Below are 22,594 nucleotides of genomic sequence, written 5' to 3'. Positions count from 1 at the left end.
GCAACGCGTCGTGAAACAACTTCTTGCAACACTCCTGCTGGCGGCAACTCCGCTGGCAGCAGTTCGTCCCACACCGGCACAGGAACGCAAGCCGATGGTGGTGGTCATCAGCCTGGACGCATTTGGTGCGCCCTTACTGCACGATCCGTGGCTACCCACGCCAACATTGCACAGCCTGATGCAGTCCGGTGCATGGGCCACCAGCATGCAGCCCGTAAATCCAACGGTCACCTGGCCCAACCACACCGCCATGGTCACCGGCGTTACGCCCGCAAAGCATGGCCTCATCGCCAACGGCCTCATCCACGGCCAGCGCACCGGCGGCCCCATCGGCGTGGAGTTCCACGCAGACAAGTCAAAGCTGGTGCATGTGCCCACCGTCTATGACGAAGCCAAAGCCAAGGGCCTCGTCACGGCAGAGATGGATTGGGTCGCCGTAGAAAACGCAGGCATCGACTACAGCTTCTTTGAACAGCCCGTGGAATCCAGCAAGCTGATTCAGGAAATGATTGCCTCCGGCGATCTAAAACCCGAAGAGCTGAAGAACTTCAATCACGGCCCATCGCAGCCCTACCGCGATCGCCTGTATACACGTGCTGCAGTCTATGCCATCAAGCATCACCACCCGAGCCTGACGCTGCTGCACCTGCTGACGTTGGACGGCACAGAACACGCTTACGGTTACAAGACACAGGCAGGCGATAACGGCGTGGCCTTTCTTGACGATCAGGTGAAGGAAGTCGTCAACGCCGTGCGCGAAGCGGGCGATCTTGATCGCACCACCTTCCTCATCGTCAGCGACCACGGCCAGTCCAGCGTGCACCACACTGTTGACCCAAATACGGTGCTGAAGAACGCAGGCATTCAACCCAGTGAGGCAGCCGCACTCGCTGAAGGCGGAGCCACGTATATCTACGAGACACACGCGAACGCCGCGTTAACAGAGAAGATCAAGGCCGCCTTCGCTGCCAGCCCTGCTACGGACACTATCCCCAGCGAGAGCGAAATGGTCGCACAGGGATGGCCGCGTCCTGCCAACAACGACACCGCGCCAGACGTCATCGTCTACGCCAAAGAAGATTGGAAGTTTGGTGGTGTAAGACCGAATGCTCCCAGCCCTGAACCGCAGACTGGCGCACACGGCTACCCCAACACGCGTCCACTCATGCAGGAGATCTTCATCGCCAGCGGTGCAGCCATCAAACCACACGCAGGGGAGCAGCCATCGTTCCCCAATCTTGATGTGGCCGCGACCATCGCAAAGATTCTCGGCCTCTCCTACAGCAACATGGACGGCAAACCGCTAACCACCATCCTGAAGTAAGCGCGATGGCGGGCGTTGTCGAACGGCGCCCGCCATCAACGCATCAATCCACGCGCAGAATCAGGCACTTCAAATACGCCGTCTCCGGCAGTGTCAGCACCTCAGGATGATCCGGTGCAGCGCCGCGCGTCTCCATCAACCGCACATGGCGTCCAGCATCTGCAGCAGCCTCCGCCACCGTCGCTGTGAACATCTCGCGGCTCACATGGTGCGAGCACGAACACGTCACCAGCACACCACCCGGACGCAGCATTCGCATCGCGCGCAGATTCAGCTCCTTGTAGCCACGCATCGCACCCTCTGCCGCACGCCTCGTCTTCGCAAACGCAGGCGGGTCCAGAACAATGGTGTCAAACTGCCGCTTCTCCGCGTCATAGGCGCGCAGCAGTTCAAAGGCATCGGCCTCAATCCACTCCACCTCCGCAGCAATCGCATTACGATTCTGTTCCAGGTTGGATTCGGCAGTCTCCAGTGAACTACGGCTCTGATCCACTCCCGTAACCTTTGCTGCCACACGCGCCAGATGCAGCGCAAATCCACCCTGATACGTGCAGATGTCCAGCGCCTCACCATTACCGGTGCCATGTGCTTCTGCATGCGCCGCCGCAGCGGCAGCATAGTTCAATCGCTGATCCAGGAACGCACCCGTCTTCTGTCCGGCGTTCGCGTCGTAGTGCAGGTGCAGTCCGTTCAGCGTGAACAGCGTCTTCGGCGGCCCACTCACGCCTTCGAACACAAACAGCGGTTCGATCGAAGACGCAGGAAGCTGCTCCAACTCACGAATACGCGGATCGGCCCGTTCCACCACCTGATCCACACCATCCACGGCCAGTTCGCGTGCCAGCACCGCGCGCACATCGTCCTGCGCTGTACCCTGCGTCAACAACTGCAACACCACCAGGTTGCCGTAACGATCTGCAACGATACCCGGCAGATCATCCGCTTCTGAGAAGATCAACCGCGCCGAATCCGTAGTACCATCCGCCAGCATCTTCTGCCGCAGCGTCAGCGCCGTGCGCACACGCACCGCCATGTCTTCCAGATACTCGCCGCGTCCCACACGTGGTTCCGCAGAAACCTTCCGCAGCGCAATCTGCGAAGCCTCGGAATACAAGGCCGACCCCAGCGGAATCCGCCGATTATCCAGCAGCGTCACCAGGCCGCCCGGCGTCATCGTGGTGGCTCCCAGCGCCGGAATCAACGACTCCACATCGCTCCGATACACCCATAAATGTCCCGCGCGCAGACGATCCGCTGCACGCCGCGACAGGATCGTCGCTGGCCCTGCCTCATCCGCTTCCAGCAGTTGCGGTTCGGTGGCCACAGGCCGGCTTCCCCCGGAAAACTTCTTGCGCGCGCCGGTATCGCGCCGTTCTTTGCGTTTTACAGTCATCCTTCCCATCCTCGCACGATGGCCATTTCCGTCAATTCACACAAAACGAGACATTTTGGGTTCTTCCCGCGACTTTCCATCCACAAATGCTGTCTGAACAAGTCACGGCACCGGATAATCCCGGTCTAAGGCGGTGCGATGAAGCGAAAGTTCGTAACAACGGCAGCCGCATCCCTACTGGCGACGCTCTGCTCCGTCACAGCATGGCCACAGGGCGCCCAGCCAGCGCAACCTGCACCATCCGCTGGCATTGAGCCACAGCGCTCTACGGACGGCAGTTACACACTGCATCGCAGCGCACGCCTTGTCGTTCTCGATGTCGTGGTGACAGATCGGAATGACAAGATCGTCACTGGCCTTCCCAAATCGGCCTTTCACGTCACCGAACTCGATCAGCCGCAGACGTTATTGAACTTTGAAGAAGCCGGTGCCCACGCGGTCCCCAGCACAGCATCCATTCATTCCACAGCAGAACTGGATCGCGTCGCACCGCAGGCGCCGGTCAACATCCTTCTCCTCGACGAATTCAACACGCGTTTTGAGGACATGGCATTCGCCCGCTACTCGCTGAAAAAGATCCTGCAAAAGCAGCCTGACAAACTCACCACACCCACCATGCTGATCGCCGTCAGCCTGAATAACTTCACCGTTCTGCAGGACTACACGCAGGACAAGCAGGCACTCCTCACCGCGCTCGATCATCACCTCGTAGCGTTCCCGTGGCAGTTGCACAGCGGTGGCTGGATCGCCGAACGCTTCGCCACCGCCTTCGCGACGCTTACGCGCGTGGCACAAGCCGTCATCGGCCATCCCGGCCACAAGAACATGGTGTGGATTGGCCGCGGCTTTCCCGCTTACAACTTCGTCAATGGTCCCGTCGATACGGAGAATCGCGTCAACAACGCTGTGCAGCAATGCGTGAATGAACTGCGCGACGCACGCATCACGCTGTACACGGTGGACCCTGCTGGTCTCAGCGTGGACCCCGGCGCGGGCTACGGCCCTGATGCTGCCTTCAACGATCCCTTCGGCGGCAACTATCAGTTCACCAAACTCGCCGTGGCCACCGGCGGCCGCAGCTTCTACGGCCGCAACGATGTCGATACCGTCATCGGCGACGGCATCCGCGATGGCGGCAGCTTCTACTCGCTCGCCTACCGCCCCACCACCACCACAACCGACCCCAAGAAATTCCGCCGCATCAAGGTCACGCTCGATGACCCCAACCTGAAAGCCATCACCCGCGAAGGCTATTACGTCGAACTACCCCCGGCGCGTGTGAATCCCGTAAACCCATCGCGACGCCTCGCCTTTGAGGTGCTCTCCGCAGACAGCAGCAACATGGTCTACGACGGCGTTCCCATCACGCTCACACCCGACGCGCAAAACCCTGACGCATTCAACATCTTCGTCGACGGCAACGGTCTCATCTGGTCCAACGCGACGGACACAGAGCCGCGCCGCGCCGAAGTCGTCGTCATCGCATCCACCTTCGACAAGAAGAACAAGGAACTCAAGCGCATCTCACGCATCGTCCGCGTAGCCGCGCAGGACGTTCCACCCGTAGGCCAGATTCACCACAACCTGGACCTGCACTTCATCCTCGACCACGACCCCAAAGCAGTCCGCGCCCGCTTCGTCGTTAGAGTTTCAGCCACAGGCCGCATCGGCACCGCCGACGCCAAACTGAACCAGCCAGCACAGGCGCAGTCCAAAACCGCAAACTAGAAACGTTCACTTCACTGCAGGCAGTTCACTCTCCACCACCACACTGCCTTTGCGAGCAATGGACCACACATGCCGCGGGTTCGCGCGATCCCAATCAAATGCCTGTCCATTCGTCGGCATACCAAACGTTGAGACATGCTCCAGCCGATCGCCTTTCGCGGGCACACGCAACACATACATCTCGGGCAGGTCGTGCCCCTGCACGTAAAGCAGACCGTCCGCACCAAACCGCCCGCCGCTCGCGCTCATGTGCCCAAACTTATCCAGCACATCCTCTGGGAACAACCAGCGTTGTTGCTCCTTCCAATGCTCGTCAAAACGCACCAGCACCGTCGCGCGATGATCGCGTGGCGGCTCGCCACCCCTGCCGTCATAGTTGGCAAAACACGCATACCAACTGTTGTCGCGCCATTCCACCCATGTCAGCGAACCACGTCCCGTTCCCAGTGGCGTCGAACTCAAATGCTTCAGATCGCTCGTGCGAAAACGCTCCACCGACGAGACCTGCGGCACACCCGGGAAATTCGACATGGCGCACACCAGCTCCTTCGCCATCACCGTGCAGCTATTAATGTGAATGAACTGCGGAGGCTGCCCATGCCACTCCGCCACGCGAACGCCATCCGTCTTGCGGTACTTGCCAACGTCATGATCGGCAATCGCATAGAAAAAGTCGCGATCGGTCGCCACACCCTGGTTCGCTTCTTCAGCATGAAAGCGGCGAAGCTCCTTCGCCTGCGGCATCGTCTGTGCCACCACAGATCCCGCGAATAACAACGCAACCACAGCCGCAACGGACCGCATACATCTCTCCAGAAAAAGCTTCGGGGTCCACAGAATAGCTTCTGCGGACCCCGGCAACGTGTCGTAAATCGTTAAATCTCCTGCGAAGGCGGAATCACCTTCACATCCGCACCCAGCGATTCATTCGGCGTAGCACTCATTACAAACGTCAGCGTGCCACCATTCGCAATATCGCTATGCCGGAACCAAGCCTTGTCCTGCACCGTTCCATTCAAGCGGAATTCCTTCACATAGCAGTCTGACGAGTTCGCGCGCTGCACTTCAATCTTCAACACACGGCCCTTGCCCATATCCAACGTCGCGCCCGTCGTCACCGGAGAACCCAACACATAAATACCGCTGACCGGGTCCACAGGATAGAAACCAAGCGCACTCAAGAAGTACCAGGCCGACATCTGGCCCACATCCTCATTGCCCTGCATGCCATCCGGCTCCGCCTTGTACATGGTGTCCATCAGGCTGCGCACACGGCTCTGCGTCTTGTGCGGCACACCGGCATACACGTAGAGATAAGCAATGTGGTGCGAAGGCTCATTGCCATGCGCGTACTGCCCCACCATGCCCGCAATGTCCGGCGGAGCATACGACGGCAGCGTGCTCGGCTGATTAAACAACGCATCCAGCTTCGTCACAAACGGCGCATTGCCGCCAATCATGTGGATCATGCCGCCCGGATCGCACTGCACCGTAAACGTCGTCTGCCATGCGTTGCTTTCGGTGTAGTCCCACCACTTGTCCCAGTGCCGCATCTCAATTGGATCAAACGGTGTAGTCCATTCGCCGGTCGACAACTTTGGCCGCAGGAAGCCCACACTCTTGTCCCAGTTGTTCAGATATCCCTTTGACATCTTCAACCGCTCATCGCGTTCTGCCGTCATGCCCAGCCGCGAAGCAATATTCGCCATCGCCCAGTCGTCATAGCAGAACTCAACATGCTTTGACACTGACTCGCCCTCAAGATCAGCCGGAATATACCCATGCTCCTTGTGCCACGTCATGCCCTGCACATCGTCCGCACGACCCTTCTGCAACATCGCATACGCACGCTTGTAATCCGCAGGAAATCCCTTCTTCTGTGCTTCTGCAATCACACTTGAAGAATGGAAGCCCGTCATGCACTCCGTCTCACGACCCCACAGCGGCCACACCGGTGCACCCGCAGGCGACTCCTCACCCATGCGGATCAGCGTATTCACAAACTGCGGTACACGCTCCGGCTCAATCAGCGTGTAAGCCGGATGCGCCGCGCGGAATGTATCCCATAGCGAGAAAGTGGTGTAGTTGCGCTCGCCAGCAGGCAGCGTCTTCACTGTGTTATCCATGGCACGATAGCGCCCATCCACATCGTCAAACAGCACAGGCCCCAGGCTCATGTGATACAGCGACGTGTAAAAAATCGTGCGATGCGTATCGTCAATGAACGAAGCGCGCACCTTGCCCAACTGCCTGCGCCACGCCGCCTCAGCATTCATGCGCACGCCATCAAAGTCAAAGCCTGGAACTTCCGCTGCAACATTCTTCGCAGCACCTGCCACGCCCGTGGCGCTGATGCCCGTCTTCACCACAATCTGTTCGTTGGCTTTTGTGCTGAAGTACAGCACGGCCTTCACCACTTTGCCGCGTGCTTCCGTGCCACTCACCGCAGCATCATCCACAAACAGCTCAACGCGCGTCGGCGTCTTCGACACTTCCATCGAAAAATTTGAATGCCGAGGATTCGCCCACCCATGCGTCAGGTGCCAACCTTCAATCTTCGCGCCTGCCACCTTCACACCCGCTTCAGCAACAGTCGTCTTACCTTCCTTGTTGGAAGGCCCGTGATACAGATCCACAATCAGGTACGCTGAATCGCTTTTCGGGAACGTGTACCGATGCACGCCCGCGCGCTCCGTCGCAGTCACTTCGGCCTTGATCTTGTACGTGTCCAGCATCACGGAGTAGTAGCCCGGATGCATCACCTCGGTCTCATGGCTGAAGCGCGACCGATAGCCCTCTTCCGGATTCTCACGCGAACCCGCCTGTAGCTTCGCCTTACCCACACCCGGCATAACAAGGAAGTCCATCAAGTCGCCCACGCCGGTACCGCTCAGGTGCGTATGGCTAAAGCCCATAATCGACGAATCCGTCACATGGTAGCCGCTACACCAATCCCAGCCTTCGGTGTACGTGTCCGGCGAAATCTGCACAGCGCCAAACGGCATGCTCGCACCGGGATAGCAATGCCCATGCCCGCCCGTGCCAATGCGTGGATCCACCCACTGCAACACATCATCCTTGGCAACAGCCTTTTGCGAAAGCGCCATCAACGAGCGCGATTCCATGTGAGCAAGCGTGGCGGCAACAGCGGCAGATTCCAGAAAGCGACGGCGACTAATCATTGACATCTCCAACTGTCGTTCATCCTACCAAGCTCATATGTCCAAAGGCTGTCATTCTGAGCGCAGCAAAGAATCCCTACGCACTTCACCTCACCAACAATCTCAACCCCTTTCATCCACAAATCCAGAAACAGCTTCGCAAGAGCGAGGCTCATACGATTCGAAGAATCGTCATCCTGAGCGAAACACAGTGAAGCCGAAGGACCTGCATTACTCTCAACCCACTACAACGCATCGGGAAACCCAGAACGCATCGACAACCCCAAATCGTCCAACGCAAAAGCAACGTCCACGCAGAAGTCATCTGCGTGGACGTTGCTGTTTTGCGTTGATTGTTAGAACGAGTACTTCGCCGAAAGCTGCAACATACGCGGGCCGGAACGCGTCGTGCTGATGCGTCCAAACGTGCCGCTCGCAGAGTCCTGCGCCGTGCCATCCGGGTTGCCGTAGCTTGCAATGTTTAACACGTTCGAGGCATCCACACGGAAGCTGATCTTCTGGCTATCCGTAATGCTGAAGTCCTTGAACACTGAAGCGTCATACTGCTGGTAGCCCGGCGTGCGTTCCGTACCAGGACGCTGCGGGCTGATCACACCATCCGCAGGCAAACCATACGCACACACACCGTTGTCTACGCCAGCGGTCAGGCAAGGCGTGGCCGAAGGATCGGTACCAAACCAGTGCTGCACGCTGCGATTCACCACCTTCAGCGGACGGTACTTCACCATGCGCTGCTGGTTTGAGTTCACACCAGAGTTGATGTTGTTGCTGGTAATCGTGATGGGGAAACCCGTGTACACAAAGCCGGATGCAGCCACACGCCATCCGCCAACAAACTCATCCACCACGCGCGGCATATTGCTGCCAAACTTGCGGCCACGGCCAAATGGCAGTTCATACGTCGCTGTGAAGTTCACGTTGTGACGCACGTCCGTACCGTTGGGGCCATACTCCAGCGAGTTGTTACGCGGATCAGCCGCATACGCGCTGGCACCCGTTACATTCGATACGCCATAGAAGCCCACGCTATTCGTCAGCGCCTTTGCATACGCATAGTTCGCCGTGAACTGCAGACCACCACGCAAACGCTGACGGAACGTAGCCTGCAGCGCGTTGTAGTTCGCCATCGCTTCCGATGCCGTCAACGGCACCGTGCCGGACTGACCCACCACCTGGTAGTACGGAGCCTTGTTCACAGCAAAGCAGGCAGCGGAGTTGTACGCCACCAGCGCGCCGTTCACAAAGCAGGGAGCAGTCAACTGGTTCGCAGCCACTGCCTGAATCAGGTGGTATGCATACTGCCCCACATAGCCCACCTGGAACGACGAGTAGTTGTTCAACTGATACTCAGTCGTCAGGCTGTACTCCGTTACCGTGGAGGGTTTCAGATTCGGTGCCCACGCACGGAAACGCTGTCCGCACGTCGGATCCGTCGCGTAGGAGCAGGTGGCGTTGGTGTTGCCCGTGAACGCACTCTCAGCCGTGGTGTATGTTCCGGCAGCGGTCGTTGTCGGAGCACTGCCGGTATACGCAATCGACGTCTGGAACGGCGGGTTGATCGTCAGACGCAGGTTCGCGCCCGTGCCTTCCATGTACGTCGTCGTTCCAAAGCCACCGCGAACCACAAGCTTCTGCTTCGGGTTCCACGAGAAGCCAACACGCGGCATGAAGTTCGTCCACACCGGGTTGTACAGCGCGCGGCTGTTGCCGTTCTGGCCTGCCAACTGGATTGCACCCGTCTGCAGGTTCAGGTTCGCTTGCTTGTTGTTCACTTCATAGATCGGCTGATCGAACTCCCAACGCAGACCCAGGTTCACCGTCAAAGTCGGCATGATCTTCCAATCGTCCTGAAGGAAGGCTGCATCACGCCACTGGCGCTGACCAGTATGGCCCGCAAGTGTTCCGCGGCCCGCGGAACTTGCGCGATCCAGATAGAAGTCCGCCACACCAAATCCTGTGGCACCGCTCACACCTGTATTCGCCGTGTACTGGCCGTTGTAGCTGATCTGGCCCTGCGCGCCATCGTTACCCGTGTACAGGCTGTTCTGCTGATAACGGATCAACTGCGCGCCCATCTTGATAACGTGATTTCCCTTTTGGATCGTGAGGTTATCGCCATAGGTAAAGTTGTTCATCACGTTGTCGGAGTAGATGCCGGAGTTACCAAACGCCGCGCCACCACTGCTCGCAGCAAGGTTGTTGCCGTCTGCGTTGATGTTCTGTGCCGCAAATCCCGGAACCGGGCTGCCACCACCAATACCAACGGTTGCGTTGCCATTGCTTCCAAACACGCCGGTCGTATCTGTGGGCACGCCCTGGTGCCACGCAGTACGGAAGAAGCCCGCGCGGAACTCGTTCTGGATCGTCGGTGTGAACGTGTGTACGAAGTTGATCGCCACACCCTTCGTCGGATAGGTGGAAGCCGTGGGGAAGGCCAGCGCAATCGGCGACGTGTTCGTATCGCCCGCCGTGCTCTGGCTGTAACGCACAAACATCGTGTCCTTGTCGCGGTAGCGGTAGTCCACCTTCACGTCAAACTGATCGTTGTAAATGCGCTGCTTCGTCACACCACGAAAGTTGCCCGTCGTGATTGTTCCCGCCTGTGCTGCCTGGTTCGGCAGCGGATACAGTTCCGGATGCGTAAACAGATAACGCGCCACAGGATTCAGCGCCGTTGTCGGAAGTTGATTGTTCACGAACGCGGGTTTGCCTGCTGCTTGTGCGTCATACAACTGGTACGGCACTTCGCCAAAATCGCCATTACGCATGCGCTGCGTTGCAACGTTCACATCCTGGTAGCCGCCCTTGTGGTAACGGTTGCCGGAGTAGTCCGCAAAGAAGAACAGCTTGTCCTTCAATACGGGGCCGCCAATGGTTCCGCCAAAAATGTTGCTGGTCTCGCTCGTCTTCGGAACAGGCGTCGCGCTCAGTCCATTGGCCCATGTGTTGGCGTTAAAGCTGTCGTCCGTCACGTAGTAGAACGCACTGCCGTGGAACTTGTTCGTGCCGCTCTTCAGCAACGCAATCACGTCGCCGCCGTTCACATTGCCATACTCGGCCTGTGCGTTGCTGCTCACGGTGCGCACCTGGTCCAGCGCATCCGGGCTGGGGTTGTAGCCAATGGTGTTGTTGATCGTCTCGTTGATCTCAATGCCATCCAGCAGGTAGTTGTTCGCCTGCTGACGGTTGCCATTGACTGAAACCTGGGCGCCCCCATCCTTGCTGCGCTCAATGGCATTCGCTCCGGTGAACACCGTCGGGTCGGTCGCGACCGCGCCCGGCGTAAAGATCGTCAGCGATGAGAAGTTACGGCCTTGCAGCGGAATGCTATCGATCGCATGGGTATCCAGCGTCATGCCAAGTTCGCCGCTCTCGGTGTTCAGCAACGGCACCAGCGAAGCCTGCACCTCCACAGACTGGTTCGTTCCTTCGGCAGTCAGCTTCGCGTCAAACTTCGCGTCCTGGCCTGCCTCAAGGGCGAATGGCCCCAGCGTCTGTGCGGCAAAACCCTTCGCCTCAATCGTTACTTTGTACTGGCCCACCTGCAGAAAGCGGACGTTGTACACACCCGTGCTGGAACTCTGGGTAGTGCTGCTTACGTTGGTCTGGACATTTGTGACTGTTACCTTCGCATTCGGCAAAACGGCACCAGACGGGTCCGTCACGGTGCCATTCACACTGCCGGTAATGGTCTGCGCATAGCTACAGGTCGACACCGCCACAAGGGCGACGGGAAGCACGCGAAACAAAGACTTCAAATTGGCACTCCTTAAGGCGTAGGGGGAAGAGCGGGGGTAGAAAGACATCGGACACGCATCGTCCTCAACTCGCGTGCACTGAAACGGCCAGTCGGCCGTATTCCCCACGTTAATCAAATATTTATGTAGTTCGACACGGAAATAATTTCCCGCCAAGTCCAATTCCAGCCTGTAGATGCCAACCGGTCCAACTGCTTCCTGCGGACCCCTCGGGCGAATAACGTTCAATTCATTCGAATATCGCCCAATCGAAGTCGCCCGTCGACGCAATCTTCTGTCACGTCCCTCCTGCCTCTGCCTCGGTCAGGCAACCCGCATTCCAGAAAGAAAAAATTTCCGCCTTCGCCGCATGGCAGGGGACTGATCTCACGCGCCCGTAACTTTTCCTGAACCAGATACCACAAAAGTGTTATGCAGATGACCCAAAGGGTGCTATTCCTACCCCCGACCCTGCCGATTACGTTTATCGAGAGTTCGTAGCCCCGAACTCCCCGGTCTGTTTTTGCGCCACTTGTTTCGCTGCTCTGAAAGGACTCCCATGCTGCTCGGTTCGCTCTTCATCGCTGGTTTCGTCATCGCTATCGTGGCAGGCTTCGCCAAGGTAGAAGACAGCTCCTACTAAAACCCTCCCCCACCCCCCCACTAAAGCCTCGCCTGGTCCCGGCCGCCCTTCCCTCGCGCCTAGCAGCGTCTCTCGCCCCGAAACTTGCACGAAGTGCCGAGAATGGTGCGAAGCACGTAGAATCAAGGGTGAGCATGGATCCCAAGTACATACGTAATTTCGCGATCATCGCGCACATCGACCACGGCAAGTCGACCCTCTCTGATCGCCTCCTCGAACTCACCGGCTCGCTTACCCAGCGAGAGATGCAGGCGCAGGTCCTTGACGCCATGGACCTCGAGCGCGAACGCGGCATCACCATCAAAGCCCACTCCGTGCGCATGATGTACCAGGCCCACGACGGCCAGACCTACCAGCTCAACCTCATCGACACCCCCGGCCACGTCGACTTCAGTTATGAAGTCTCGCGCTCCCTCGCCTCCTGCGAAGGCGCATTGCTCGTCGTCGACGCCTCCCAGGGCGTGGAAGCCCAGACCCTCGCCAACGCCTACTTGGCGATCAGCAACGGCCTCGAAATCATTCCTGTTATCAACAAGATCGACCTCCCCAGCGCCGACATCCCGCGCACCAAGGAGATGATCGAGAACACCGTAGGCCTGCCCGCAGACGACGCCATCGCCGTCTCCGCCAAGACCGGCCTCAACGTCGCCGACATCCTCGAAGCCGTCGTCACCCTCATCCCGCCGCCCACCGGCGACGCAGAAAAGCCGCTCCAGGCCCTCATCTTCGACTCATGGTTTGACCCCTACAAAGGCGTCATCGTGCTCGCCCGCGTCATCAACGGCCGTCTCCGCAAGGGCCAGCGCATCAAGCTCATGAGCAACAACAAAATCTTCGACGTGGAATCCATGGGCGTCCTCACCCCCAAGCCCGTTGAAATCGCCGAGCTCTCCGCGGGTGAAGTCGGCTTCTTCGTCGCCACCATCAAAGACGTGGCAGACACCAAGGTCGGCGACACCATCACTGACCCCACCAACCCCGCCACGGAAATGCTCCCCGGCTTTGAAGACATCAAGTCCATGGTCTTCGCCGGCCTCTACACCGTAGAAAGCCACGAGCACGGCGCCCTGCGCGAAGCCCTTGGCAAACTCAAGCTCAACGACGCGTCCTTCTCCTTCGAGCCCGAGTCCTCCGTAGCCCTCGGCTTCGGCTTCCGCTGCGGCTTCCTCGGCCTCCTCCACATGGAGATCATCCAGGAGCGCCTCGAGCGCGAGTTCGGCCTCGACCTCATCACCACCGCCCCCGGCGTCGGTTACAAGGTCCACCTCACCGGCGGCACCACGCTTGAAGTGCAAAACCCCTCACGCTGGCCCGACCCCACAACCATCGACTCGGTCGAAGAGCCCGTCATCATCGCCAAAATCCTCACCAACGAGGAGTACGTCGGCAACATCCTCAAGCTCGTCGAAGAAAAGCGCGGCAAGCAGCAGAACATGGAGTACGTCTCCGCCAACCGAGTCATGATCACCTACGAGCTCCCGCTCAATGAGATCGTGCTCGACTTCTACGACCGCCTCAAGTCCGTCAGCCGCGGCTACGCCTCACTCGACTACCACCTGTCGGGAACATGGACCAGCCCCATGGTCAAAATGGACATCCTCGTCTCCGGCGAACCCGTCGACGCACTCAGCATCATCGTCCACCGCGACTTCGCCTACGAACGCGGCAAAGCCCTCGTCCACAAGATGAAGGAGCTTATTCCAAGGCAGATGTTTGAGGTTGCCATCCAGGCCGCCATCGGCAGCAAGATCGTAGCCCGCGAAACAGTATCGGCAATCAAGAAAGACGTCCTCGCCAAGTGCTACGGCGGCGACATCAGCCGAAAGCGCAAACTCCTCGACAAGCAAAAAGAGGGCAAAAAGCGCATGAAGCGAATCGGCAAAGTAGACATCCCTCAGGAAGCCTTCCTAGCCGTCCTAAAGGTCGGCGAGTAGCAGCCTAGGCTACTAACTTCTTATCGCAGATATTGCGTTATAAAAGCGGGGAAATCTGTTTCTGGCTGGAGAGGTAACGACCAACAGAGCCGCAAGATTTGTTTTGGGAACGCAGCGGATGCAGCGACTACAATCGCTTCGTGTCGACCTTTATTGCACTCTTAGCAATACTTCCTGCGATCTTTGCTGTGCTGCCGCGGTCACAACAGCTTGGGCTCAAGCTTAAGTTGGGCTTCATCGATAGGTTTGCGTCCGTTTGTTGTTTCGTATGGATCCTTGGGCTGGAGTTTAATGACGCAATAGCATTGCACTTTCCTCGAATAGTGCTCCCTCTCCCAAGAGGACTTACGGTTCTTCAATTGCAAGAACTTATCGCATTTTGCTGCATTCTCTTACTTTTTGCGCGTATCCGCTGGTGGCGCCTGAGCCTCCAGCGTCTTCCTATTCTTGTTGAGCTTGCCGAAGGACTTCTTTGGTCAGAAAGCTACATCGAACTTCTTGCTCTGATAGAGGAACATCACTGCATGATTTTCAGAAATCTCACGTCAGATCCTATCCTCGTTCGTTTCGCGGCTCAGATTGAGCGACAACGAGACATTGAGGATTTTTTGGGAGTTATGTTTTCGGAGAAAGCGCCGGCTGGCCTCGAGAGAATAGCGGTATGGATCCGTAGGCACGAAAGGCTTAGGAAGCCACTATCAAAGCTGGCAAGTCGTCTCGCTTCCCGTTTCGACCAAAGTGAGAAGCTGGCGGTGTTGGCTTCGTCTGTATTCCTGAACTCGAAATTCATTCAGAAGTTGGCGAATATTCGTCCATATTTAGGTCTTGAATTTATAAAACAGTGGAAAGACCGTTTTGACTCGGAAGTCTTTATTGACCGCTACTTCACGGCACTTCTTGAGGATGCCGATAGCATATTATTTCGCGAACTGCGTGATAACCAAAATCTTCAGGGAAACCATTTTCATATATACCCGAAGAACCCTCTTCTGCATTATCTCTTTAGTGATGTAAAGAACGCTTTCGATGCGGCAGCGTACAGACCTGTTGGCGAATACGTCTGCCGCCTCCTAGATTCTCTAGCAAGAGATTCAGACACTGATCCATACAATCGCTCATACATCGACTTTGATCATTTGAAGCTCCGCGATCCCATCTATTCTTCTATTAGCTTTTTCCACATAATGACCGCTGAAGCGCTCGACCAGGATTATCCATGGCATATGTGGCTCTACTATCTTTCGACATTTGTCCAAAAGATGTCGCGGAACTATAGGGTGAATGACCCCTTATCTTCAGGACAAGAAGAATTCCCAAACCGTTACGCATATCTTATTTATGAGGCAGTCTATGTCTTGAGAGAACTGATCCGTGCGGGTGGTGACTTGAAGCCCACTTCAAACAGGACTCTACGACATGGTCCTGGACAACACGAGAACGAAAACATTCTTAAAAGCAGCGTGTTTGCCTTGGCATCTTGCGTCGGGTATGTTGTCCTCGCTGAGAACATCGGAATCAAGTTCAGGCGATACCTCGTGGATATCGTTTTCCACGAATATTTCAACCTTATCGATATGCCAAAGATGAGGCCCTATGGAATCGTTCTGGCGTACCAACTAGCCAATACTGTCTACAGTTCAGGGATGAAACTTGGGTATATTCGTTTCCTAGATTCCGTACTTCAATCTAACCAGATGGAATACGCAATTAAGCATAACGATTTCGACGGCCTCAAAATGAGGGAACTAAGAAATAGCCTATTCGAAGATCTATAGCTCTCAAACTCAAAACTCGGCATTTGCCAAGTCTAAGCAAGCGCGGAACGAAGCTTCTGGGAGATCTTCTATGGAACCCAGAAGAATCATGATCCTTGTGCCATCGTCGTGCTCTTCGAAAGCGTGCGCTTTTGATTGAAGACATCCTCGATATTGCAGAAAGCTAAGCCATCGATCCATATCATCAGGCTCCGAAAGAACTACATCGTTGATAGTCTCTCTGACCTTGGCGGATCGTCGTAGCATTGCGCCCGCGCGACTCAGATATGAAGCACAAGTAGCATTTCGTCCTCCCGCGATCCGCCAAGTCGTTTTTTGGGTATCGCCACGATACTGTGAGTCAGCCCTCAGGCCTTGACACATTGACTTCAGCTTTTCTCCCAGCGCTTCCCAGTCCTCAGACGTTACGTCTGGCTTACGTTGATTGTGGATCTCCGAAAGCTGCTTGTCCTTAATCGCTGCCATCAGGCATTCCCGAAGCGCAGAGCGAAGTGTCCCCTTAAGAAGACGTTTTTGAGATGCAATTTCCGTCTTGTCAGCCAGCGGAGCTAACTTGAAAAGTATCGGTCCTGCTTTGGCGCGTAGATCGAATGGCAAGTTCGCATGTTCGCCGTAGTGAGAGTTCATCACCATGATGATCGAGCGATCTCCCACTTTCGCCAGAGCATAACCTAGCTCGATCGCAACATTGGAATTAATCAGGCGTTTGCCTTTATTGCTTGTGACCACATCGATATCAACGCAGCCAACGGATGTTACGTCGGCAATAAAAACCGTAGAAGCCTCAATTTTTTCGAAAATGAGACGTGCGAGATCGGGACTTCCTGGAACACCCTTTCGATCATGGTCAAGGTGGAGACCCTCAAAATCGGTTCCGCGCTCCGCCTCTTCCAGCTCTGACCCTATAGACAACTCTTGAATACATTCTTCTATTGCGTCTCTGAGGAAGTGCCTCCCGATGTTTCCATCGGTATCTGATTGCCAGGACCAAAAAACTTTCATTGCCTCTTACTTGTATCCCAAGGCTAGATACATGTCTCCCGCGGAGACCGTTCATAATCAAGAGCGGATCCAGTCGATGGCCTGGTCGATGAGAATCGTGTCAAGCCCCAAATTGATCTATCACTAACAAACCAAAGTAAATATAGTTGGCATGGTATTTTCCTCCAGATCGCTACAATAGAAGTAGGGCTTCTATCGGAAAAAGTCTAAATCCGATAAGTCCAATAGAAAGACGATTTTGCCCCTAACCCCAATGGTTAGACGATTTTGCGGGATACCCCGCAGCTAAGTCCTTTCGAAAGACGATTTTGCAAAAACAGGGGGGAGGGGGGTACCCTCCCCATCCCATTGCGGAAAGATTCAGCGCAAGAGCAAATGGCCGCTCCAGAAGGAGCGGCCATTCGTTGTGGTGATGTGTTGCGGATGGATTAGTGCGCGGGTGCGTCGCCGTCCATGTGAGCGGGCTTGGGCACAATCCACACCAGCGGAACCATGATGGCTGTGAACACTGCCAGCACCGCGATGATGTCCAGATAAGCCAGCATCGACGCCTGGTTGTGCAGCATGTTGTAGATGTTGCCCTGCGCTGCGGAGATCGCATCGGCATGATTGCCGCTGCCGGGACCGCGACTGCCCTGCAGGAATCCGGCAACGCTGTTAATACGGTCGTTGAAGGCCTGGCTTGTGGGTGTCAGGTTGCGGATCATGTAACCCTGATGCGCCTGCGAGCGCCGCGACAACATCGTCGCCACGAACGCCGTACCCACCGACCCACCCACATTACGAGCAAGATTTGAAAGTCCGCTGACATCGTTGTTCTGCGATCGCGGAATGTTGTTGTACGCAATGGTGTTGATGGGAATGAACAGGAACGCCAGCGAAGCAGCCTGCACAATACGCAGCCACATAATGTCCGCGAACGACGACCCAAGATTCATGTGCGAGTGCATCAGGTAAAGCGAATACGTCAGCAGTGCGAAGCCGAACGAGATCATCACACGCGGATCAACACGTGTAATCAGGATGCCGACAACCGGCATCATCAGCATGATGGTGAATCCGCCCGGCGAGATGACCAATCCCGCAAGCTCCGCCGTATAACCCAGCAAAGTCTGCACATACTGCGGAATCAGCACAGTCGACGCATACAGCGAGAAGCCCAGCACGAACAGCAGCGTGAACGACACCGCAAAGCTCCGCTGCTTGAACAGTGTCAGGTTCAGGATCGGCTTCTCACCCTTCTTCAACCGCCACAGCGACCAGATGATCAGGCTAACCAGCGAAACAGCGCACACAATGGCAAAGGCCGTAATCATGTGGGAACCGAACCAGTCATCTTCCTGGCCCTTGTCCAGCACAAACTCCAGCGACCCGAAGCCAAGCGCCAGCAGTGCGAACCCGATGTAATCCAGGTTCAGTCCCTTACGCTTGTTCGCCTCTACTTCCTTGATGATGTGCGGAGGATCCTCCACCATACGAGTCGTCAACACCAACGACAGGATCGCAACAGGGACGTTGATGAAGAATATCCATCTCCAGTCATAGTTGTCCGTAATCCATCCACCCAGCGTAGGCCCAATGGCCGGAGCCGCAACCACCGCCAGCCCATACAGCGCGAACGCCTGCCCACGCTGCTTAGGCTCGAAGGTATCGGCAAGGATGGCCTGCTCACTCGGCCCCAGTCCGCCACCACCAGCACCCTGGATCAACCGGAACAGGATCAGGATAGGCAGGGTAGGCGCCAGCCCACACATAGCCGACGAGATACCAAAGATGACCACGCAGATCATGTAGAACTTCTTGCGCCCGATGAACGTGGTCAGATACGCGGAAGCCGGAAGGATGATTGCGTTGGCCACCAGGTAACTGGTGATGACCCACGTAGCTTCATCCTGCGAGGCACCCAGCCCACCCGCAATATGCGGCAGCGCCACGTTGGCGATGGAGGTATCCAGCACCTCCATGAAGGTAGCCAGGGTCACTGTGAGGGCAATCAGCCAGGGGTTATGCTTCGGTCGCCACGGCGCTTCTGCCGCGTGCAATACCTCGGCTGACTCGCCGAACTCTTCCATTGTGGTTGCAGCCATACCCGATTTCAGATGGCGGATTCCGGCAGGGGATGCAGAGAGTTTGCGTATGCACTGTTTATGGTGCATAGACACGACATGCTAGGGTCGATTCATGGCAAGAATTGCAATTGATATGGACGAGGTGATGGCGGACACCGTCGCAGAACACATCCGCCGCTACAACGCCGACTTTCGCACGGAACTTTCCAAAGAAGATATGGACGGCAAGTGGCTATGGCAATGCGTGCCAGACGCGCACCATGAGGCGCTCGTCGGATACCTCAACGAACCTGAATTCTTTCGGCACCTGGAAGTGATGCCGGATGCGCAACGCGTCCTCGAGCGCCTCAACCGCGATCACGAGGTTTTCATCGCGTCTGCGGCCATGGAAGTGCCGATGAGTTTCGCGGCGAAGTTTGCATGGATGGAGCAGCATTTCCCCTTCATCCGTCCGTCGCACATCGTCTTCTGTGGCGACAAGGGGATTCTTGCCGCCGATTACCTGATCGATGACAATCCTCGGCAACTACGCGCGTTTCAGGGCAAGGGGTTGCTCTTTTCCGCGCCACATAACCGGCTTGCGAAGGAATGGACACGCGTTGAGGACTGGAACGCGGTCGAGAAGTTCTTCTATACGGAACGCTGAACCGGACTAACGCGCGGCGATGCTCTCATTGGATCCGCGCGTCTTTCCATTGCCATGTGGCAGTGCGCTTCCACCACTCTGCGAAGTCGCATTACCCTGCAGCGTAACGATGAGCGCCTTGGCGGGTGCCTGCCCCGCGTTGGCATAACTGTGTGGCGTATTCGCGTCGAAATAGACGGCGTCGCCAGCTTCCAGTCGATGAGTGGACTCTCCGTGCGTAATGTCCATCTCGCCTTCCAGAACGTATAGAAACTCAGAGCCGGGGTGCTGATGCGCACGGCGCGGCGTTACGTTCGGTAAGAACTCCGCAAAGTACGGGTCAAGCTGGCGGTCTGGGATTAGGTAGCCTAACGATTCAAAGTAATAGGCTGGATCGTCTGTGCCACTCTGCGGAAGGCGAATACGATCTTTTCCGCGCTGCACACGGAAAAGCGTCTTCGGCTCTGGCTCAAAGAAGTAGCTCAGGTCCTTGGAAAAAACCAACGAGATGCGTGCAAGGTTGCGCAGCGTGGGCACAACGCGGCCGGTTTCAAGTTGCGATAGAAAGCTGGCGCTGAGGCCCGTGTGGCGGCCAAGTTCGACAAGGCCCATGCCTTTTTTAAGGCGCAACTGCTTGATCCGTTCTCCGAGCTTCTTTTCCGCAATGAAGCTTTCCGCAACTTCACCAGCCACTGGATCACTTGTATTGGTGGGCGGAGACGGACTGTCTGTCATGATTGCGTCCTTCGTCTCTCCGGATGTTGCCATCAGTGAATCTCTCCTGTTTAGCGACACTTCACGTAGGCAAAAGATGTTGAATTTGGACGGAAAGATGTCCGCATTGAAATGAAGTGACAAATCTTGTCTTTGCAAAAGGTTGCCTGTGGACTTTAGGCTCGTACATGTGATTTCGGCCGTGTTCCGTAACAGACAATTCCTTGCACCCCTTGCGGCGTTGCCACTATTGCTTGTGGGCTGCGCCAGCCAGGGGCCGGTGCGTCCGCCATCGCTGCATTTGCCTGCGGCAGTGCGTGGTTTAGCTGCAACACGTGTGGGGAATGCGGTTGACCTCACATGGACGAATCCTGTGCGCACCACCGATGGCGTTTCATTAACTGGAAAACACAGTGCGGGCGTTATGCAGGCGGAGGTGTGCCGCGCGGAGGTATTCACCAACGCAAACTGCACGCCCATTACGCATCTTGCGGCAACTGCCGGCGCGGCTGGTGGTTATCACGATGTTCTACCAGCACCCTTGGCAGAAGGCAGCGCACGCACGCTGGTGTATCGCGTGCGGTTGGTGAACTCCGCTGGGAGTGGTGCGGGATGGACTGAGGTGAAGACGGCGGCTGGAGCTGCGCCCGAGATCGTCAGTGATCTGCGTGCGAAACCGGTGGCGCAGGGCGTTCTGGTGCAGTGGAAGCCAGGTGGCGACGGCGTAATGTTGCGCGTGTCGCGCGGAACCAATACCGCACGGTCCACCCTGCTTTCCGCGTCGGATCCCGCAAAACAGTTAAATGGACTCTCTGACGGAACACTCGATACCGGTGGTCATGTGGGTGAAGAGCAGCGTTACACCGTCTTCCGTCGTCGTACGGTATCGCTGGGTGGTGAGTCGTTTCTCATGGATAGTGATGCGGCCAGCGTGACGGTTGCGGCATCGGCAAAGCTGCCGCTGCCATTACCGCCGACAAACGTTGAGGCGCTGACCAACACGCTTTCTACACCGGAAGTTGACCTGGTGTGGCAACCGCCAGACGACGCAGGAGTTACCGGGTATCGTGTCTATCGCGAAGAATCCGGAAACACCACGTTGCTGACGCAGGAACCCTTGCGCGGATTTACCTACGCAGACAAGTCCGTGGCGAATGGACATAGCTATCAGTACTGGGTGGCGTCAGTGAATGGCACGGGGGAGCAGCGCAGCACGAGTGTCCGTGTAACACTCCCTTAAACATTCGTGGCTGACCTGGTTTTCCATCAACGAACTGAATTCGAGGATACGAATACTGGTTAGGTGATTGCCTTGAAGAAGGCAGTGATTACTACGCTGTAAGGCATCCAAATAGGTGTGCGAACAGGCGTAAAATAGACAGCGAAACGATTTTTGCTCAGGGACATTCGAAGGAGAACGCAAATGGCGACGCTTTTGGACCAGCTCAAGCAGTACACCACCGTGGTGGCCGACACCGGCGACATGAAGTCGATGGAGAAGTTTAAGCCGACCGACGCGACCACCAACCCGTCGCTGATCACCGCCGCGGCAAACATGCCGGAGTACAGCCACATTGTGGACGACGTGCTGAAGACCGCGAAGCAGAACGCCGGCGCGAACTCCGACGATAAGGCTGTTGCTGCGGAAGCTTTCAAGACTCTGGCTGTCGCCTTTGGTCGCGAGATTCTGAAGATCGTTCCGGGCCGCGTCTCCACCGAAGTGGATGCCCGCCTCTCCTACGACACGGAGAAGACGATCGAAGTCGCGAAGGACATCATCAAGCAGTACGCGGACGCCGGTGTCAGCAAGGACCGCGTTCTGATCAAGATTGCCTCGACGTGGGAAGGCATCAAGGCTGCTGAGCAGCTTGAGAAGGAAGGCATTCACTGCAACCTGACGCTGCTCTTTGGTCTGCATCAGGCCATTGCCTGCGCTGAGGCGAACGTGACGCTGATCTCGCCGTTCGTGGGCCGCATCCTGGATTGGTACAAGAAGGACACGGGCAAGGATTACACCGGTGCGGAAGATCCCGGCGTCATCTCTGTGACCACCATCTTCAACTACTACAAAAAGTTCGGTTACAAGACGCAGGTGATGGGCGCTTCGTTCCGTAACATCGGCGAGATTGAAGAGTTGGCCGGTTCGGATCTGCTGACCATTGCTCCGAAGCTGCTGGACGAGCTGAACAGCAAGGAAGGCACGCTGGAGAAGAAGCTGGATGCTGAAAAGGCGAAGTCCATGGACATCCAGAAGATCACGATCGACAAGGCTACCTTCGAGAAGATGCACGCGGAAGACCGCATGGCTCACGACAAGCTGAAGGAAGGCATCGAAGGCTTCTCCAAGGCTCTGGAAGAGTTGGAAGCCCTGCTGGAAAAGCGTTTGAAGGAAGTAGCCGAGCCGGTGGGCGCGTAACTCCACCGCTTGAAAAGCAATGCAGAGGGAGCCTTCGGGCTCCCTCTGCTGT

Annotated in this window: 14 protein-coding genes; 7 read left to right on the top strand and 7 right to left on the bottom strand. The window is 56.6% G+C overall.

Annotated features, from left to right (window positions below):
• On the top strand, window positions 1-1,324 hold a 1,324-nt coding region (locus JAO32_RS16935; RefSeq protein ID WP_334242573.1), incomplete at its 5' end, for an alkaline phosphatase family protein.
• A gap of 43 nt (window positions 1,325-1,367) precedes the next feature.
• Here JAO32_RS16935 and JAO32_RS16930 read toward each other — a convergent pair.
• Complete coding sequence (locus tag JAO32_RS16930) at window positions 1,368-2,717, bottom strand: class I SAM-dependent rRNA methyltransferase (protein WP_334242571.1); 1,350 nt, start codon at window positions 2,715-2,717, stop codon at window positions 1,368-1,370.
• Window positions 2,718-2,855: 138 nt separating this feature from the next.
• Here JAO32_RS16930 and JAO32_RS16925 point away from each other — a divergent pair, with 138 nt between their 5' ends.
• Window positions 2,856-4,445, top strand: coding sequence for a VWA domain-containing protein (locus JAO32_RS16925; RefSeq protein WP_334242569.1), 1,590 nt, complete (start codon window positions 2,856-2,858; stop codon window positions 4,443-4,445).
• 6 nt (window positions 4,446-4,451) lie between these two features.
• On the opposite strand, the gene JAO32_RS16920 is transcribed toward JAO32_RS16925, so the two are convergent.
• From JAO32_RS16920 to JAO32_RS16910, 3 genes are all read right to left on the bottom strand, one after another.
• On the bottom strand, window positions 4,452-5,249 hold the full coding sequence (locus JAO32_RS16920; RefSeq protein ID WP_334242568.1) for a hypothetical protein: 798 nt from the start codon (window positions 5,247-5,249) through the stop codon (window positions 4,452-4,454).
• 71 nt (window positions 5,250-5,320) lie between these two features.
• Window positions 5,321-7,627, bottom strand: a complete 2,307-nt coding sequence (locus tag JAO32_RS16915; protein ID WP_334242566.1) for a GH92 family glycosyl hydrolase — start codon at window positions 7,625-7,627, stop codon at window positions 5,321-5,323.
• A 335-nt stretch (window positions 7,628-7,962) separates the two neighbouring features.
• Window positions 7,963-11,385, bottom strand: coding sequence for a TonB-dependent receptor (locus tag JAO32_RS16910; protein ID WP_334242565.1), 3,423 nt, complete (start codon window positions 11,383-11,385; stop codon window positions 7,963-7,965).
• 756 nt (window positions 11,386-12,141) lie between these two features.
• Here JAO32_RS16910 and lepA point away from each other — a divergent pair.
• Together lepA and JAO32_RS16900 are read left to right on the top strand one after the other, a co-directional pair.
• Entirely contained in the window at window positions 12,142-13,941 is a 1,800-nt protein-coding gene (lepA, locus tag JAO32_RS16905; protein ID WP_334242563.1) for a translation elongation factor 4, read from the top strand.
• A gap of 140 nt (window positions 13,942-14,081) precedes the next feature.
• Complete coding sequence (locus tag JAO32_RS16900; RefSeq protein ID WP_334242561.1) at window positions 14,082-15,716, top strand: hypothetical protein; 1,635 nt, start codon at window positions 14,082-14,084, stop codon at window positions 15,714-15,716.
• Between the two features lie 9 nt (window positions 15,717-15,725).
• On the opposite strand, the gene JAO32_RS16895 is transcribed toward JAO32_RS16900, so the two are convergent.
• Both JAO32_RS16895 and JAO32_RS16890 read right to left on the bottom strand, forming a co-directional pair.
• On the bottom strand, window positions 15,726-16,718 hold the full coding sequence (locus tag JAO32_RS16895) for a hypothetical protein (RefSeq protein ID WP_334242559.1): 993 nt from the start codon (window positions 16,716-16,718) through the stop codon (window positions 15,726-15,728).
• A 428-nt stretch (window positions 16,719-17,146) separates the two neighbouring features.
• Window positions 17,147-18,805, bottom strand: a complete 1,659-nt coding sequence (locus tag JAO32_RS16890) for a DHA2 family efflux MFS transporter permease subunit (protein WP_334242557.1) — start codon at window positions 18,803-18,805, stop codon at window positions 17,147-17,149.
• 94 nt (window positions 18,806-18,899) lie between these two features.
• Between JAO32_RS16890 and JAO32_RS16885 the strand changes: the two genes are divergently transcribed.
• A complete protein-coding gene (locus tag JAO32_RS16885) occupies window positions 18,900-19,433 on the top strand; it encodes a 5' nucleotidase, NT5C type (protein ID WP_334242555.1) in 534 nt (177 codons plus the stop codon).
• A gap of 6 nt (window positions 19,434-19,439) precedes the next feature.
• Here JAO32_RS16885 and JAO32_RS16880 read toward each other — a convergent pair whose 3' ends face one another.
• Window positions 19,440-20,180, bottom strand: coding sequence for a helix-turn-helix domain-containing protein (locus tag JAO32_RS16880; RefSeq protein ID WP_334242553.1), 741 nt, complete (start codon window positions 20,178-20,180; stop codon window positions 19,440-19,442).
• Between the two features lie 148 nt (window positions 20,181-20,328).
• On the opposite strand from JAO32_RS16880, the gene JAO32_RS16875 reads away from it, so the two are divergent.
• Window positions 20,329-21,366, top strand: a complete 1,038-nt coding sequence (locus JAO32_RS16875) for a fibronectin type III domain-containing protein (RefSeq protein WP_334242551.1) — start codon at window positions 20,329-20,331, stop codon at window positions 21,364-21,366.
• 183 nt (window positions 21,367-21,549) lie between these two features.
• Window positions 21,550-22,542, top strand: a complete 993-nt coding sequence (locus tag JAO32_RS16870; RefSeq protein ID WP_334242549.1) for a transaldolase — start codon at window positions 21,550-21,552, stop codon at window positions 22,540-22,542.
• Window positions 22,543-22,594: the final 52 nt, after the last annotated feature.

The sequence above is a fragment of the Terriglobus sp. ADX1 genome, from assembly GCF_036877645.1.
Lineage (GTDB): Bacteria > Acidobacteriota > Terriglobia > Terriglobales > Acidobacteriaceae > Terriglobus.
The sequence above is the reverse complement of the archived record's forward strand: the minus strand, read 5'-3'. Positions and strand labels throughout refer to the sequence as shown.

Bases quoted from the DNA above. Each gene is read 5' to 3' on its own strand.
- JAO32_RS16895 (WP_334242559.1), bottom strand. From the start codon at position 16,718: ATGAAAGTTTTTTGGTCCTGGCAATCAGATACCGATGGAAACATCGGG.
- JAO32_RS16925 (WP_334242569.1), top strand. From the start codon at position 2,856: ATGAAGCGAAAGTTCGTAACAACGGCAGCCGCATCCCTACTGGCGACG.
- JAO32_RS16915 (WP_334242566.1), bottom strand. From the start codon at position 7,627: ATGATTAGTCGCCGTCGCTTTCTGGAATCTGCCGCTGTTGCCGCCACG.
- JAO32_RS16870 (WP_334242549.1), top strand. From the start codon at position 21,550: ATGGCGACGCTTTTGGACCAGCTCAAGCAGTACACCACCGTGGTGGCC.
- lepA (WP_334242563.1), top strand. From the start codon at position 12,142: ATGGATCCCAAGTACATACGTAATTTCGCGATCATCGCGCACATCGAC.
- JAO32_RS16920 (WP_334242568.1), bottom strand. From the start codon at position 5,249: ATGCGGTCCGTTGCGGCTGTGGTTGCGTTGTTATTCGCGGGATCTGTG.
- JAO32_RS16890 (WP_334242557.1), bottom strand. From the start codon at position 18,805: ATGGCTGCAACCACAATGGAAGAGTTCGGCGAGTCAGCCGAGGTATTG.
- JAO32_RS16885 (WP_334242555.1), top strand. From the start codon at position 18,900: ATGGCAAGAATTGCAATTGATATGGACGAGGTGATGGCGGACACCGTC.
- JAO32_RS16930 (WP_334242571.1), bottom strand. From the start codon at position 2,717: ATGACTGTAAAACGCAAAGAACGGCGCGATACCGGCGCGCGCAAGAAG.
- JAO32_RS16880 (WP_334242553.1), bottom strand. From the start codon at position 20,180: ATGGCAACATCCGGAGAGACGAAGGACGCAATCATGACAGACAGTCCG.